This window comes from Novosphingobium meiothermophilum, from assembly GCF_003171715.1.
Taxonomy (GTDB): Bacteria; Pseudomonadota; Alphaproteobacteria; order Sphingomonadales; family Sphingomonadaceae; genus Novosphingobium; species Novosphingobium meiothermophilum.
On the sequence record NZ_QGHL01000007.1, the window covers coordinates 874,966 to 890,418 of the forward strand.

General features: G+C 64.3%; 15 protein-coding genes. 3 read left to right on the plus strand and 12 right to left on the minus strand.

Features of this window, described 5'->3' with window-relative positions; all coding sequences use genetic code 11:
- Positions 1 to 54: 54 nt before the first annotated feature.
- The gene (locus DKM43_RS08140) at positions 55 to 1,635 is read right to left on the minus strand and encodes a tetratricopeptide repeat-containing sulfotransferase family protein (RefSeq protein WP_109797905.1); all 1,581 of its coding nucleotides are present in this window, start codon (positions 1,633 to 1,635) and stop codon (positions 55 to 57) included.
- A gap of 284 nt (positions 1,636 to 1,919) precedes the next feature.
- On the opposite strand from DKM43_RS08140, the gene DKM43_RS08145 reads away from it, so the two are divergent.
- Entirely contained in the window at positions 1,920 to 2,552 is a 633-nt protein-coding gene (locus DKM43_RS08145; RefSeq protein WP_109797906.1) for a hypothetical protein, read from the plus strand.
- On the opposite strand, the gene DKM43_RS08150 is transcribed toward DKM43_RS08145, so the two are convergent.
- The 10 genes from DKM43_RS08150 to DKM43_RS08195 all read right to left on the minus strand — a co-directional run bounded on the left by DKM43_RS08150 (position 2,549) and on the right by DKM43_RS08195 (position 12,863).
- On the minus strand, positions 2,549 to 3,583 hold the full coding sequence (locus DKM43_RS08150) for a hypothetical protein (protein ID WP_145960486.1): 1,035 nt from the start codon (positions 3,581 to 3,583) through the stop codon (positions 2,549 to 2,551). The genes DKM43_RS08145 and DKM43_RS08150 overlap by 4 nt on opposite strands.
- 107 nt (positions 3,584 to 3,690) lie before the next feature.
- Complete coding sequence (locus tag DKM43_RS08155) at positions 3,691 to 5,334, minus strand: AMP-binding protein (RefSeq protein WP_109797908.1); 1,644 nt, start codon at positions 5,332 to 5,334, stop codon at positions 3,691 to 3,693.
- The gene (locus tag DKM43_RS08160; RefSeq protein ID WP_109797909.1) at positions 5,331 to 6,734 is read right to left on the minus strand and encodes an aldehyde dehydrogenase family protein; all 1,404 of its coding nucleotides are present in this window, start codon (positions 6,732 to 6,734) and stop codon (positions 5,331 to 5,333) included. The genes DKM43_RS08155 and DKM43_RS08160 overlap by 4 nt, the downstream gene beginning before the upstream one ends.
- Positions 6,735 to 6,778: 44 nt before the next feature.
- Positions 6,779 to 9,004, minus strand: a complete 2,226-nt coding sequence (locus tag DKM43_RS08165) for a TonB-dependent receptor (RefSeq protein WP_109797910.1) — start codon at positions 9,002 to 9,004, stop codon at positions 6,779 to 6,781.
- 27 nt (positions 9,005 to 9,031) lie between these two features.
- Complete coding sequence (locus tag DKM43_RS08170; protein ID WP_236632450.1) at positions 9,032 to 9,538, minus strand: cytochrome c; 507 nt, start codon at positions 9,536 to 9,538, stop codon at positions 9,032 to 9,034.
- Positions 9,539 to 9,564: 26 nt separating this feature from the next.
- Positions 9,565 to 10,032, minus strand: a complete 468-nt coding sequence (locus tag DKM43_RS08175) for a c-type cytochrome (RefSeq protein ID WP_109797911.1) — start codon at positions 10,030 to 10,032, stop codon at positions 9,565 to 9,567.
- The gene (locus DKM43_RS08180; RefSeq protein WP_109797912.1) at positions 10,029 to 10,586 is read right to left on the minus strand and encodes a methylamine dehydrogenase light chain; all 558 of its coding nucleotides are present in this window, start codon (positions 10,584 to 10,586) and stop codon (positions 10,029 to 10,031) included. The genes DKM43_RS08175 and DKM43_RS08180 overlap by 4 nt, the downstream gene beginning before the upstream one ends.
- Positions 10,587 to 10,589: 3 nt before the next feature.
- The gene (locus DKM43_RS08185) at positions 10,590 to 11,177 is read right to left on the minus strand and encodes a thioredoxin fold domain-containing protein (RefSeq protein ID WP_201739803.1); all 588 of its coding nucleotides are present in this window, start codon (positions 11,175 to 11,177) and stop codon (positions 10,590 to 10,592) included.
- Entirely contained in the window at positions 11,177 to 11,671 is a 495-nt protein-coding gene (locus DKM43_RS08190; protein WP_109797914.1) for a MauE/DoxX family redox-associated membrane protein, read from the minus strand. The genes DKM43_RS08185 and DKM43_RS08190 overlap by 1 nt, the downstream gene beginning before the upstream one ends.
- A gap of 1 nt (position 11,672) precedes the next feature.
- Positions 11,673 to 12,863 carry an amine dehydrogenase large subunit gene (locus DKM43_RS08195; RefSeq protein ID WP_109797915.1) on the minus strand — a complete coding sequence of 397 codons (1,191 nt, stop codon included), beginning with the start codon at positions 12,861 to 12,863 and terminating at the stop codon, positions 11,673 to 11,675.
- Positions 12,864 to 13,012: 149 nt separating this feature from the next.
- Here DKM43_RS08195 and DKM43_RS08200 point away from each other — a divergent pair, with 149 nt between their 5' ends.
- Positions 13,013 to 13,714, plus strand: a complete 702-nt coding sequence (locus DKM43_RS08200) for a TetR/AcrR family transcriptional regulator (protein WP_109797916.1) — start codon at positions 13,013 to 13,015, stop codon at positions 13,712 to 13,714.
- On the opposite strand, the gene DKM43_RS08205 is transcribed toward DKM43_RS08200, so the two are convergent.
- The gene (locus tag DKM43_RS08205) at positions 13,674 to 14,138 is read right to left on the minus strand and encodes an Lrp/AsnC family transcriptional regulator (protein ID WP_109797917.1); all 465 of its coding nucleotides are present in this window, start codon (positions 14,136 to 14,138) and stop codon (positions 13,674 to 13,676) included. The genes DKM43_RS08200 and DKM43_RS08205 overlap by 41 nt on opposite strands.
- 188 nt (positions 14,139 to 14,326) lie before the next feature.
- Here DKM43_RS08205 and ald point away from each other — a divergent pair, with 188 nt between their 5' ends.
- Positions 14,327 to 15,442, plus strand: coding sequence for an alanine dehydrogenase (gene ald / locus DKM43_RS08210; protein WP_109797918.1), 1,116 nt, complete (start codon positions 14,327 to 14,329; stop codon positions 15,440 to 15,442).
- Positions 15,443 to 15,453: the final 11 nt, after the last annotated feature.

A 15,453-nucleotide genomic window follows, 5' to 3' on the forward strand; every position in this document is an offset into this window, starting at 1 on the left:
GGAAAGACGGCAAACGTTGCCGGCCGAAAGAGGGACAGCCCTGCCCTCGCGGCGTCAATCGAGCGGAATGCCGTTTGCGGTGAAGAACGCCATGACCTCGCCGAGGTGCGCTTCGTAATCGCGCCAGCGGCCGATGGAGCGGGCATTGATGGGGGCGCGCACCTGCTGCGCACTGGGGGTTGCCACCGCGGCCGTATTGCGATGGAAATCAAGGCAGGCCGGATCCCATTCAAGCTCGCAATAGGCAAGCATCCGCCGGGTCTGCACTTCCTGATCGGCAACGAGCCATTCGTAGGTCACTTCATGGACCCGGCCCGGAAAGCGTTGCCGCCAGAACCCCATGAGGCGCTGGAACAGAAGCACATATCGCGCTGTGTCCATCAGATCATAGGACCAGCGGTAATAGGGTGATCCCGTGGCGAACAGGTGCTTGTAGTTCGACCAGACGCTGTCCATCGCGCCGCGCCGCAGGCACAGCACCTTCGCCTTGGGAAAGGCTTGCAGGATCCAGCCGATATAGAGGAAGTTCAGGGGAAACTTGTCGGTGAAGCGCGCGGATTGCGCCCCGGCATTCTGCCGCGCGCGCGCAAGATACAGTTCGCCCAGCGTCTGTGCCGAAAGGCCGACACTGGCCTCGACCGTTGCAGGATCAAGCACCGTGCGCGTTTGTGTCTGCGCCATTTGCTTCACCGCCAGCGGCATGGCCTGCAATTCGCCCGCCGATGTCACCTGCGGGTGCGACGAGACGATACGGTCCACCAGCGTGGTGCCGGTGCGGGGCAGGCCGACAACAAAAAGCGGCGCATCCTCGATCATGCTGTCGCAGCGCAGCGGAAGTTCATGGGCAAAGATCCGGCGCACCGCATCGAACAGCGTTTCATCGGCGGCCGGATCATAGCCGATCTGCGCCCGGTGCAGTGCGTTGCCCTTGGCAAGATGAGCAAAGACCCGGTCATGCTTGCCCATGTCCTCAAGCGCGGCGGCGGCGGCATAGTGAAGCCGCACCTGTTCCAGCGTATCGGGCCCGGTGGCCAGCGCGGCTTCGATCCGCGCCACGCCCTGCGGGGTTGCCCGGCGCTTCAGCCCGGCCAGTCCCAGATGCGCGCGTCCGTGTGCCGGTTCGCGCGCAAGGATTGCCTCATACTGGCGCGCGGCATCTTCAACCCGGCCGAAAAAGCCCAGCGTGCTGGCCAGATTGAACCGGTATTCGACCATGTCGGGCTGCGCGGCCACGGCCTGCTCGAACAATGGCAGGGCCTCGTCATGCGCGCCAAGCCGGGCAAAGACGCAGCCGATCGTATCATTGACCAGCGGATCGTCCGAACCGGCAGCCGCCGCGGCGCGCGCCGCGGCAAGGGCATCGCCTTCGCGCCGCGCCAGCAGAAGGATGCGCGCCTGCTGGGCCAGATACTCCGCCCGGTGCGGCGCATCGGCGGGCGCTTCGCGCACCACCGCCCCGATCGCCTGCACGGCATCGCGAATGCGCCCGGTTTCGGCCAGCGCAACGGCCACCACAAAGCCTGCTTCCACGTCGCGCGGATTGCGCGTGAGCGCCTGTCCTGCTGCTGCCAGCGCGCGCGGCATATCCCCTTCGCCCAGAAGCGCGCGCAGGGGCGAAAGCGCCGCCCCTGCCATCAGCAGTCATCCCCCCGCCCCGGGCAGAGACTGCCGCATCGCCCTCGCGGCATCGGCAAGACCGGGATGTTTGCCACTCTTGCCCTGTGCCCCTTTCGTTACGCCCCGCATGGCAGACTAGCTTCGTGCCCGTGCTTCCCTGCTACGTCAAATGGCGCAGTGCGCGGGCAGGCCGGTTTGGAAACCTTGGGTCCAGACAGGACAAGGAGACGGATGCGCGGGTTATCGCGGGCTTAACCTTCTTTCTTGGGCGCGCGCTAAGCCGGGCATGGTCATATCGCCGCATGACCATGCGCGCCGCCTGCCTGCTTGCCGCCACCCTTGCCCTGGCCCCGGCAGGGCTTGGCGTGCAGGCTGCGCCCATGATCGAAAGCCCTCACCATGCAACGCGCTTCGGGCCATTCGTTGTGCTCTCGGCAGAGCGGGCAAGGCTGGTCGGCGTGACCGACAGCGAATCTCCGGCCGCATTCCTGGCGATGATCGCGGCCTATCCGCGCCTTGCCACGCTGGAACTGGTTGATTGCCCCGGCACGCGCGACGACATCGCCAATCTGCGGCTTGGACGGCTGATCCGCAGGCACGGGCTGGCAACCATCGCCCCCGCGGGCGCTTCGATCCGGTCCGGCGCGGTTGACATCTTCCTTGCCGGAGCCCCGCGCAGGGCTGCGCCCGATGCGCGCTTTGCGGTTCACTCGTGGCTTTCGGCCGACGGCCGCGAAGCCCCCTCGCCGTCGCGTGGCGCGATGGCCGACGATCCTGCCCGCGCTGCCTATGTGCGCTATTATCGCGACATGGGTCTTGGCGAGGTGCAGGCTGGCGCATTCTATGCGCTGACGGTATCGGTTCCCAATCGCCAGATGCTGCACCTTGGCCCGCGCGATCTGGCGCGCTTTGCCAGCCTTTCGCCGTTGTCCTAACCGACCTTTGCCGCTCCGCACGCCTGCGCCAGCGCAACGATGCTGGCAGGGCCATCCTTGCCGCCAAACGCAATGGCGGTCTGGTTTCCGGCCACAACGATCTCGTCAAAGCGCAGCAGCGCCTGCAATTCCCTCGCAGTCAGCGGATGGCCCTTGCCGTCCTTGCCCGGTTCCACCGGAAAGCGGGCGAGCAAGTGCCCGCCGCCATAGACCTCGGCCACGTTGTCGGGGCCATTCACCGCCCGCATGAAGGCGCGCGCCTGATCGGCGGCGGCATCCTTAACGCTGGCATGAACGGCGCCATTGCGGAACAACGCGTGGATCTGACCCGCACGGCAGGTCACTTCCAGACTGAAGCTCGCCAATTCATTTCCGGGAAAGCCTGAAACCGATGCAAACGCCTGATAGCTTCCGCGCGCCGGATCGGGGGTAAGCAGGCCGGGCGCGAAAACCCAGCGCGACTGGACGGGCGGCCTTGGCCGCGCCTGGGTTTCCACGGCCATGCGGCTGGCCCGTATGGGCGAGGCTGCGCCGCAGACAAGCGCGTTCGTGGCTGAAAGCGATCCGTTTCCGGTGAACCAGAATGTCCTGTCGCCCGCCTTCACCGTAACCGAACGGGCCGAGCGGATAAGACCATACTGTTCGGCAGAGAGATAGCCGGCAACGTAATCGGCAACGCCGGTCCGGCCAAGCTGTCCCTTGTCTTCAAGGGTCACGCCAAACTCGGCCCAGGCCGATTGCGATTCCACCGATATGCGCAGCACGGCGGGGCGCAGCGCGGAAATCGTCTTCATCAGTCCGGTGCTGTCCTCGGCGCGAAAGGTGCCGAAGACAAGCCGCCGCCCGCGCAAGTCGTTGGCATCGCACTGCACGCCCAGCATTGCGCCGGACTGCGCCTTGCCGGCCGAAACCAGCGCCATGTTCCCAGCCTCTGCCAGCCGCCAGTCCGCCTGCGAGGAAACGACACCTGCGGCGAATGCGGACACGGGCATCGTGGCAAGCATCAGGGCGAGACCCGTCAATGTGCCCATTGGCGTGGATGCGGAGCGCGACATTGTTTTCAAACCCCCTGCTCAATTCCGGTTGAGCCGGTGTTAACCAATTGCCGCAAGCATCCGCTTACCACGCGATTACGCAATCACCCTGATGCACCCGCGTTCGCGCGCAGTTCGGCTTCCATCATCTTGCGCATTTCGAACTTCTGCGCCTTGCCTGTCACGGTCATGGCAAAGGCATCGACGATGCGGACATGGCGCGGCACCTTGTAATGCGCGATGCGGCCGCGGCAGTGCGCCAGCACGTCTTCAGGGCCAAGCACATGGCCTGCCCGCGCGATCACCCAGGCGCAGACCTCCTCGCCGAACTTGTCATCGGCCACGCCGAACACCTGCGCATCCTGCACCGCCGGATGCGTAAGCAGGAACTCCTCGATCTCGCGCGGGTAGATGTTTTCGCCGCCACGGATGATCATGTCCTTGATCCGGCCGGTAATCCGCACATAGCCATGCGCGTCCATCGTGGCGAGATCGCCCGAATGCATCCAGCCTTCGGCATCGATGGCCTCGGCGGTCTTTTCAGGATCGTCCCAGTAGCCCAGCATCACGGCATAACCGCGCGAGCAATACTCGCCCTGCGCGCCCACCGGCAGGGTTTCGCCATCCGGCCCCACGATCTTCGCTTCGGCATGGGGGTGAACGCGCCCCACCGTGCCCACCCGTTCCTCGATGGGATCATCGGTAGCGGTCTGGGTCGTCAGGGGGCTGGTTTCGGTCATGCCATAACCGATCGTCACCTCGGTCATGTGCAGCCGGTCCATCACCTGCCGCATGGTCGTGACCGGGCATGGCGATCCGGCCATGATCCCGGTGCGCAGGGTCGAAACGTCATGATCGGCAAGATCGGGGTGAGCAAGAATGGTGATGAACATGGTCGGCACACCATAAAGCGCGGTGCACCCTTCGGCCTGCACGGCTGCCAGCGCCTGCCCTGCATCAAAGGCTTCGCCGGGATAGACCATCGCCGCCCCGCTGGCGAGCGCTGCCAGATTGCCCAGCACCATGCCGAAACAGTGGTAGAGCGGCACCGGAATGCAGATCCGGTCACGCTGGTCCAGCCTGATCGTGCGGGCAGTGAAATGCCCGTTGTTCAGGATGTTGCGGTGCGTCAGCGTCGCGCCCTTGGGAAAGCCGGTCGTGCCGCTGGTGAACTGGATGTTGATGGGATCGTTCTGGTGAAGCGTCCGGGTCGCCGCCTCCAGCCGCTCCGGGTCGGGCGCGGCACGCAAGGCTTCCCATGGCTCGAAGCCCGCATGCGCTTCATCCCCCAGCACCACGATCCGGCGCAGCAGGGGCAGCCTTTCGCCGCCCAGTTCGCGCAGCATCCCCACATAGTCGCTGGTCTTGAAGCGCGAAGCAGTGACGAGGAAGCTGCACCCCACCTTGTTCAGCGCATAGTCCACCTCGCTTGTGCGATAGGCCGGATTGATGGTGACAAGGATGGCACCGATACGCGCCGTGGCGAACTGGAGCACGGTCCATTCCGCGCAGTTGGGCGCCCAGATGCCCACCCGGTCGCCCTTGGCCACACCGCGGTCAAGCAGCCCGGTCGCCACCCGGTCCACCTCTTCGTCAAGTTCGCGCCATGTCCAGCGCACGCCCTGATGCCGCGATACGAGCGCGAGGTCATCGCCCCACGCGCGCGCCGCATCGCGCAGCGCCTGCCCGATGGTCTTTTCCAGCAGCGGCTCGTCCACCGCGCCCTTGGCATAGGAAAGCCCGCTCATCGCTTGATGTTCACAACCTGGGTCTGGGTATATTCCGCCAGCCCTTCCACCGATTGCTCAACCCCCAATCCGCTGGATTTGAACCCGGCCATGGGAATGTGCGGTCCGATGGCAATGTGCTGGTTGACCCACACCTGACCGCTTTCGATCCGCGCCGCAATGCCAGCGGCGCGCTCCACGTCCTTCGACCAGACCGAGCCGCCCAGCCCGTATTCGCTGGCATTTGCGCGGGCGATCACGTCCTCGACATCGTCAAACCGGATAAGCGGCAGGATCGGGCCGAACTGTTCCTCATCGACGATCCGGTCGCCATCGGTCACGTCGCGCACGATGGTCGGGCGGATGAAGTATCCGGCGCGCTCCATCACCTCGCCGCCTGCCACGATCGTGCCTTCTTCGCGCGCGGCCTCGAGGAAGCCCTTCACCTTCTCGAACTGCATCGCATTCTGGATCGGGCCGATCTGGGTGCCCTGCTGCAAGCCGTCATCCACCACGGCCGCTTCGGCAAGGCGTGCCAGTTCCCCGCACATCGCATCATAGATGTCGGCGTGGACGTAGGCCCGCTTTACCGCAAGGCAGACCTGCCCGTTGTTGAGGAAGGCATTGCCGAAAATCGCCTGTGCGGTTTCGCGCACGTCAACGTCCTCAAGCACGATGGCGGGGTCGTTGCCGCCCAGTTCAAGCGTCACCCGCTTGAGGGTATCGGCGCCGCTTGCGGCAATGCGTTTGCCGGTTGCGGTCGATCCAGTGAAGCCCACCTTCGCCACATCGGGATGCGCGGTCAGGTGCGGTCCCAGATCGTTGGCATCGGTGATGATGTTGACCACGCCTGCCGGAAACACCTCGCGGCAGATCTCGCCAAGGATCAGTGCGCAGACGGGCGTCGTCGGCGCGGGTTTGAGAACGATGGCATTGCCCGCAAGAACGGCCGGGCCGATTTTCCAGCAGGCCACCAGCAGCGGAAAGTTCCACGCGATGATGCCGACAACCACGCCCAGCGGACGGTGCTTCACGGCGATGTAGCCGCTCTCGTCGTCCTGAATCACGCGATCGGGCAGTTCCAGCGAAGCGTAGTGGCGCAGATAGCCATCGGTCCACGCCAGTTCGCCCATGGCCTCGGCCAGCGGCTTGCCCTGCTCCATCGTCAGGGCGCGGGCGATCTCGTCCTTGCGCGCGGCAATGGCGTCGGCCAGTTCCACCAGCTTTGCCTGCCGTTCACCCCACGGCAGGGCCGACCAGCCCGGAACCGCCGCCTTTGCCGCGGCAATCGCGGCATCGGCCTGTGCCGCGCTGGCGCGGGGAACCGTGCAGAACGGCTCCCCGGTGGCGGGGTTGATTACGTCCATCGTCATGTCGCCATCGACGAGCTGGCCGCCGATCAGCAGCTTGTAGTCAGCCATTTTCCTCTCCCGGCCCTTTTCAAGGTGCCTTGCGTGTTACCCTGTCAGAACTTCATCCCCACGCTCACCCCGTAGGTGCGCGGGTTGCCGATATGGTTGTAATCAAACCCGAACCCGGCCAGCAGATCGACGCGCGAGGTGAAATAGAACTTGTCCGTCAGGTTCTTGCCCCAGATCGAGGCATTGAACCGCCCGTCAGCGCTTTCCCAGTCGATATGCCCGCCCACGATGGCATAGCCGGGCTGCCGCAGCCGGGGCACGTTGAGCACTTCGAAGAACTGGCTCGACTGATAGGCAATGTCCGGGTGGAGCGAGAGCTTGCCCATCTCGCCATCCATCACCGTCAGGTCGATCGTGGTATTGAAGGTGAAGCTGGGTGCGTTGAGCAGCCGGTTGCCCGCCACGTTCACCCCGCTGACGATTCCGCGCTGGACCTTGGTGGAAAGCACGCCCAGTCCGGAATTGATCGTCAGCCGGTCGCTCGCCCTGATCCTCAGCTCGGCCTCACCGCCGAAAATGCGCGACTTGGGAATGTTGAGCAGCGTCTGCGCAGCGGTGTTCGGATCGATGTTGATGAACTGCTGGTTCTTGTAATCATAGTAGAACGCGGAAAGATTGAGGGTGATCCGCCGGTCGAGGAACTGCGTCTTCACACCGGCTTCGAACGAGGTGACTTCCTCCGGCCGGGCAATCGAAAGCTCCGAAGGATCGAAGAATGCCTGCGCATTGAAGCTGGGCGCCCGATAGCCGCGGCTTACGCTGGCATAGACGAGGTTGCCGCCGGGCAGCTTGTAGTCCAGCCCGATCTTGCCGGAAAGGTTATCCTGCGAAAAGCGGAGCGAGGACAAGGGGATAAGATTGACCACGAGCGATCCGTCCACGCCCAGCGCATCCGAGGTGAAGTCGGTCTGGCGCCCGGTATCGTGCGTGAAGCGCAAGCCCCCGCGCAGCACCACTCGGTCCGACACTTCGTATTTCACGTCGGAATAGAGCGCGTAGCTGTTCTTGACCTGATTGAAGCTATTGCGGAACAGGCATCCCAGCGGCAGACCCACCGCGCAATCGTTGGCTGTGATCCCCGGCAGACCATCGGAATCAATGTCCTTGCCGATTTCGAAGGTGGTCTGGTTGAACACCTTTTCGTGGTGGTAATAGGCGCCAAGGATGAAATCGAACGGCCCGCCGGTATTGCTGGTCAGGCGCAGGTCCTGCGCAAACTGGCTTGCCCGATCGAGATAGGGGATCTCAAGCAGTTCGCTCGCCGTGCCGTCGGTATCCTCGTAGAAGAAGAGATTGCCCTTGTCCCATGCCGTGATGCTGGTGACGGAAAGCGTATCCGAAACATCGAACGTGCTCGTCAGCGCTACCGAGTATGTGCGCGCGCGGCGCTTCTCGTCGATGTTCGAGGCGATCTCGCGTGGGCCGAGGCCCGGCCGGTTCACGGCTTCGGGCTGGGCATAGATCCCGTAATTGTAGGGGTTCTGGAAGCTGGTGGATGCGCGCAACACGAAGCGCACGGTCTCGCTCGCCTCGAAGTTCAAGGTGGCACGCACGGCATATTCATCGACCGAGGCGAGATCGGGCTTGCCCGGCACCACGTTCTTGAACCACCCGTCGGCCCGCGCGAAAGTGCCCGCCAGGCGCAGCGCCGCCTTTTCGCCGAGCGGCAGGTTGACCGCGCCGTTCACATCGACACGGTTGTAGTTGCCGTAGCCTGCGTTGATATAGCCGCTCGTCTCGCCCAGCTTCGCACCGGCTGCAATGATGTTCACCGCGCCGCCGGTCGTGTTCTTGCCGTAGAGCGTGCCCTGCGGGCCGCGCAGCACCTCGACCCGCTCAAGATCATACATGGCGACGCCGAGGAAGGCGAAGTTGCCCTTGTAAACCTCGTCGTAATAGGTGGCCACCGGGCTGGACTGGTTGAGGCTGTAGTCCGACATCGACACGCCGCGCAGCGAGAAGATCGGCGTATTGTCGCCCACGATCGAGGTAAGCTGGAGGTTGGCAACCTTGGTGACGAGATTGTCCACGCTGTTCACCCGCGCCCTGGCGAGCGTATCGCCGCCGATGGCGGAAACCGAAATCGGCACGGATTGCAGGCTCTCCGCGCGCTTGGTCGCGGTTACGACGATCTCGCCCGAAAGCGGGTCATCCGCAGCCTGCGTGTCCTGCGGGGTGTTCCCATCCTGCGCCATGGCGGGCACCGCGAAAACAAGGGATGCAGCGGCCACCCCGGCCATTGCAATCCCGCGATAAAGACGTTCCCTCATCACTTGCCTCCCAAAGTCAGGCGCCCGTCAGGGCAATCGTGTTCTTTCCTGCGAGAACGAGGCCTGCGACGGCCCCTGCTCAGACGTTCCGGTCTCAGCAAAACCTGCCACCAGTCGCGCTCTTGTCTCGGCGCGTTCCAGTCGCAGGGGAGTGCGGCGCAGGCGCCCGATCTCTTCCGCCGTGTAGGGCCGGAAATCGACGGGAACGTGCGCCGGATCAAAGGTGTAGAGCGTCCAGTTGACGAGGTTTGCCAGCCGCGCGTCATCAAGATCGACGGTCGCCACGCCCGGCACGCGGGCCAGAAACTCGCGCCCGCCCGGCACGGCCAGAAACCGCGCCACTTCGTGCTTCATCGGCGGTGTCGTGCGCGCATCACCCCCGCCGTCCGGGCGATGGCACCCCTGGCATTTCAGCATGTAGTCGATGCGCGCCGATCGGGGATTGCTCACCCCGCGCATGGTCTGCTGCGCTGCTCCTGCCACCGCTTCTGCCTTTACCCCTGCGCCAGCCAGAACCGCCACCGCGGCGGCCATGGCTGCACCTAGGGGCAAAGCGCGCTTCACCGGCCGCCTGCCCCGGCATGAAGCCTGCCGACATCGGCACCGCTCAAGGCGGAGCCGGAAGCGCGCAGTCCGGCAACCTCGGCTTCCGTAAAGGGCCTGAAGGCCGGGCCACTGGTTGCAATCACCGTGCCTACATGGTTGAGCACCGCCGCAACCGCCGCATCATCCAGGGCCTGTGCGGGCATGATGCCGCGATAGGGCTTGCCCTCTACGGTGATCGGACCGGAAACGCCGCGCGTCACCACCAGCGCCAGATAGCGCCGCCCTTCGGGCTTCGCGGCAAGATTGCGAAAATCGGTGGCAAGCGGCGGAAAAGCTCCCGGAACACCCGCCCCTGTCCGCGTGTGGCATGCAGCGCAGCGGCCATAGATCGCACCGCCATCGGGCGCTGCTGCTGCGGGCATCGTCAGCCCGGCAGACAGCAGTGCGGCGAATGCCGCCAGAAGAGCCGTGCTCCACCTCATCGGGCAGCGTCCTCGGCCACGCCAATGATGACCGCGGTCGAACAGTTGTAGATGCTGCTCGCGGTGCCCAGACACCAGTTGTAGTCATTGTTGGCCTGCGGGCGGACCTGCGGCCGGTCTCCCTCGTTGCGGTTGCACAGGCACTGCCCGCACGATGACACGCCGCAGCAGTCGTTATAGCTGATGACATAGGCGCGCCCGTCAGCCGGATTGGTGCAGGTGCCGACCCACGTGATCGGAGACATTTCCGTGCCCGGCGGGCAAGCGCTCGCCGATCCGCCACAGCACGAACAGAGGAACCCGTCGATGGCGCAATAGCGCCAGTAATCGCAGCTTGTCTGGTCGCCGGGATCCTGCGGGTTGCCGGAATGAAGCGGCGCATGTCCCGATCCGCCGCCATGCGGACCGGAACTGGCCGCACGGGCCACGGGAAGCACCGGGAACATTGCCGCACCGGTGATTGTCGCGCCCAGCCAGGCCAGCGTGCTGCGCCGCGATGTGCCGCGTGCGATCCGGCGCGTCAGCCGCTCGGTCCACTTGTCGAAACCGCCCATGGTTCAGGCTCCCTTCCTGCGGGCAAGAAAATCCTGGATCGAGGCAACGCCCCGCTCCTTTGCTTCAAACAGGCTTTCCAGATGCTCGCGGCTGTTGACGAGACCGAGCGAGGCAACCCGGCCCGCTTCATCCAGCAGCACGGCATAGGGCAGCTTGGAGACGCCGAAGGCCCGTCCCAGCGCTTCGGAAAGCACCACCGGGACCGTGTCCAGCCCATGCTCAGCGCGCAGGCGCTGGTATTCAGCCTTGCTGCCATCACCAGCCACGACCAGATCGAGCCAGTCCGCCTCCGCGCTTGCCGCCGATCGCACTACGGGCAGCAACGACTTGCATACCGGGCAATCGGGCGAGGCAAAGAACAGCAACTGGCTGCGGCCCGCACGCTTGCCCGCAATCTGCACGGGCGCACCGTCGATGGCGGTCATGCTCATCGGGCTGGCGACCTCGCCCACTTCAACCTTCTGGTGCAGCGTAAGCGCGCCTGCGGGGGCTATGCGTTCATGCAGGATGCCGACCTGACGGGCGAGCGCGGCGATGAGCAGCCCCTCGACGATCACGACGGTCCACAACAGGATCTGCGAAGTCAGCATCACGATTTCCTCCACCGAGGATAGGGAATGGCAAGAAGTTCCGAAGCGCCGAGATAAAGCGCGAGCAGTGCGGCCGCAGCGAAGGGCGCATCGATCCCGGCCCCGTTGAATGCAGCGCCAGGCAACCCGGCCACGGAAAGCGCCAGCACGGAAAGAACGGCGGGGCGGGCGATCAGCGGCCAGTCGACCGGCTTTTCGCGCACTACCAGATCACAGCCGCAATCAAGCGTGCGCCCGCGGTGGCGCTTCAGCGCCACGGCATAAGCCGCCCAGACAAGCGCCGCGATCAGCGCGCCCGTGGCCCGCAGGCCCGGCAGGACGAGCATCACACTTGCCGCAAGTTCAAGGCATCCGGCAACGATCAGGAGAGGCATGCCCTGCTGCGAAAGCCCGGAAAGTCGTGCCGCGGCCGCTGCCAGACGCTGGCTCGCCAGCGCCTTGTGCAGGGCCGAACCGGCCAGCAGCGCTGCCAGAAAGAAGACCACCGGCGTCATCTCAGGGCACCGTCACAAGGATGGGGTTGGCACCGCCTGCCGTGCCGAGCGAGCGCACGAAGGCACCGCTTGCCGCATCGTGCACGTCGATTTCGCCATCGGCGCGGGCCACGATCAATTGCGGGCGGGTTTCCCTGGTTACGCCGATGGCCACGGCCTGCGCACGCAAGGCAATGCGCGCAAGGCGGGTTTTCTTCACCGGATCGGCAACCCACACCTCACTGCCGCCGTCCTTGTGGCTGCCCTCGCGCCCGTTGGGGCTCATCAGCACATAGAGCTTGCCAGCCGCGTCGCCGGCGATGACCTGCCAACCGCCCGGCCGCCATTCGGGCGCGGCGCCTTCGGCGCTGCCCAGATCAAACGCGCCGGGCAGAGGCTTGCCCACATCGCCCGAAAAATCGAAGCCCTGAATGCGTCCGCGATAGGTGACGAACCACGCGGTTCTTCCCTGCCAGGCGGGCGTGCCGAACATCGGCTGGTTATCGATGTCATGCACCTTCGCCACGACCTTCGACGAGATCGCCTGCCCATCCGGCCCCAGCTTCACGCTGAACAGCGAGCCATCGGCGCAGAAGCTGGAAAATCCGCGTTCGCCGGTAGGATAGATCTGCGCACAACCCGGCAGGTCGATTTCGGAAATGACCTTGCGGGCATCGAGGTCGATCACGCTGACCGACTGTGCGGGGGTAAAGTTGGCGATCAGCGCCCACTTCTCGCCATTGGTGAACTGGAAGAGCTGGGGATAGGTGACAGACTGCTGCCGCTTGCCGCCCGGCAACACTATTTCACCCTTCGGAAGAAGCGTCGTGTCATCCCATATGGTAACGACGTCGGTCCTTTCACCCTGGGTCAGCCGCGAGTAGAAGGTCTCTGCCGTGAGCACTTCACCGCGGCGGGGAGAGACGAGCATGTTGGCGAATTGCGCGGCGCGCACCATGCCGCGCACGGGGCGTTCGGCGCTGGACGTATCGACCAGCATGACGCGCCCGTCGAGGATCGAATTGAAGTGGAAATCATGGATCAGCACCCAGCTTGCCGGCCAGGCGTCAGGCAGGGCTGCGATTGCCGGAATCGGTTCTTCGGGAAGGGCGGCAGGGAACGCGCCCTTTTGCGCAGGTTTTGCCGTTTCGGCAGCACTTGTAGCTGACAGACCTGCGGCTGAGATGGCCAGAGCCAGCGCAAACGACCTCATCCGAACACTCCCCAAGGCACCGGCAGGCATCGCCGGAAACACCAGGATAGTCTCAAACAGGCAACAAATCTGTCAAGTGACCTAAATTAGTCGGGCGACAAGTTTTTCCAGTGCTGTAAACTGGCCAAAGTGATTAGAGGTTTTGCAAGATGAATCAGGAGCATACCCCCCCTTCCACCGTATCGGACATGATCATGCCCGAACGCGAGGGCGGCTATGTCAAAGGCAACGAAACACGCGAACTGATCCTGCGGACCGCACTCTCGATCCTCATCGAGGAGGGCTATCGCGCCATGTCGATGCGCCGAGTCGCGGCAGCCTGCGACATGAAGTTCGGCAACCTCACCTATCACTACCGCAGCCGCGAAGACCTCGTGCGTGAACTCACCGACGCGGTGATCCGCGCCTACGAAGCCGAATTCGTGACGATCATGCACATGCCCGGCGTGCCGCCTGAAGAACGCCTGAGGCGCATCTGCATGCTTGTTCTGGACGATATCCGATCGCGCAAGACCACGCGCTTCTTCCCCGAACTGTGGGCGCTGTCGAACCACGATCCCTTCGTGCTGGAGCGGGTTCAGGAACTCTATGTCCGCGCCCGCGCGCCGCTGGTCGACATCGTGGCCGAAATGCGCCCCGACCTTTCACCTGAGGAGCGCGAGATCGTGGCCCTGTTCATTTCCGGATCGATGGAAGGGATGACCATCTTCGCGGGCAATGAAAAGCCGTTCGAGCCGCGCATGCCACAGATCGAGCGGATCGCGGTGCACAGCTTCTGCCTGCTGGTGAAGACGATCACATCCGAACAGATCAAGGGGCTTGAATTACCGGATAGCCCTGCATCCGCTTGATCCGCCGTAACGAGAAGCTTGACCGCATGGCCGAAACGCCCGGCAGCCGTGCAAGGCATTCGCGATGAATCCGGTCGTAATGGTCAAGGTCGCGCGCTGCCACGCGCAGGAGATAGTCTGCCGTGCCGGACATGAGATGACATTCGAGAATGTCATCGAAATCGCCCACGGACCTTTCGAAACGGTCCATCGCCTCGCGGCTCTGGCTGGTCAGCGTGATCTCCACGAAAACCTCGACCGTCAAGCCCAGCCGCCGCGGCTCCAGCCGCGCGCCATATCCGGCAATCGCACCGTCCTGCTCAAGCGCCTTGATCCGGCGATGACATGCCGAAGGCGAAAGGGCGACCTTCTCCGCCAGTTCCGCGATCGACAGCGAGGAATCGTCCTGTAACGCCAGAAGCAAGGCAAGGTCGGCCCGATCCATGCAAAATCTTCCCGATTATTCCGCCAAAAGCGAATAATATCACCGCATGATGCTTTTCAAATGGGCAAAATAGGCAAAACTCGCCGCAAGTCTTGCAGTATTCTTGGTAGCACAAGGCCGCGCGGCTTCACCCCGATGGGACAGGCAACGCAAAGGCGGCCGAACTGCAAGAGCAAAGGAAACCCGTCATGCGCGTTGGCACCGTCCGGGAAATCAAGAACCACGAATATCGCGTCGGCCTCACGCCAGAGAGCGTGCGCGAACTTGTCGCCCATGGCCATGAAGTCTGGGTAGAAAGCGGGGCAGGCAGCGGCATTGGCGCCAGCGATGCCGATTACGAAGCGGCCGGGGCCGCAATCCGGCCCGATGCCGCCAGCGTTTTCGCGGGCTGCGAGATGATGGTCAAGGTCAAGGAACCGCAGGCCGTGGAACGCGCCATGCTGCGCAAGGGCCAGATCCTTTACACCTATCTGCACCTCGCCCCCGATCCGGAACAGACCGCCGATCTGGTCCGATCCGGTGTTACCGCCATTGCCTATGAAACCGTGACCGGTCCGGCCAATGCCCTGCCCCTGCTCAAGCCGATGAGCCAGGTTGCGGGCCGCATGGCCATTCAGGCAGGGGCGACCGCGCTTGAAAAGGCCCATGGCGGACGCGGCGTTCTGCTGGGCGGCGTGCCGGGGGTGCTGCCGGCCAAGGTGGTGATCATCGGCGGGGGCGTCGTCGGCTTCAATGCGGCACAGATGGCCGTGGGTCTGGGCGCTGACGTGACCATCCTCGACCGCGATGCCGAAGTGCTCGAAAGGCTCGACAACCACTTCGAAGGCCGCGCGCGAACCCTCTATTCGGGCAAGGCTGCGCTGGCGGCTCATGTCGCCACGGCCGATCTGGTGATCGGCGCGGTGCTCATCCCCGGCGCCGCCGCGCCCAAGCTGGTGACGCGCGACATGCTTTCCACCATGCAGCCGGGCGCGGTGCTGGTCGATGTCGCGATCGATCAGGGCGGCTGCTTTGAAACCAGCCGCGCCACGACGCATGCCGAACCCACCTATATGGTCGATGGCATTGTGCACTATTGCGTGGCCAACATGCCGGGCGCGGTGGCGCGCACCAGCACTTATGCGCTGAACAATGCCACCCTGCCCCATGCCCTGCGCATTGCCGACATGGGCTGGAGGGCCGCGCTCGCTGCCGATCCGCACCTTGCCGCCGGGCTGAACGTCCACGAAGGTCGGATCACTTATGAGGCGGTGGCACGCGATCTGGGCTACGAATACACGCCCGTGGCCGAAGTGCTGGCCTGATAACGGCGCGG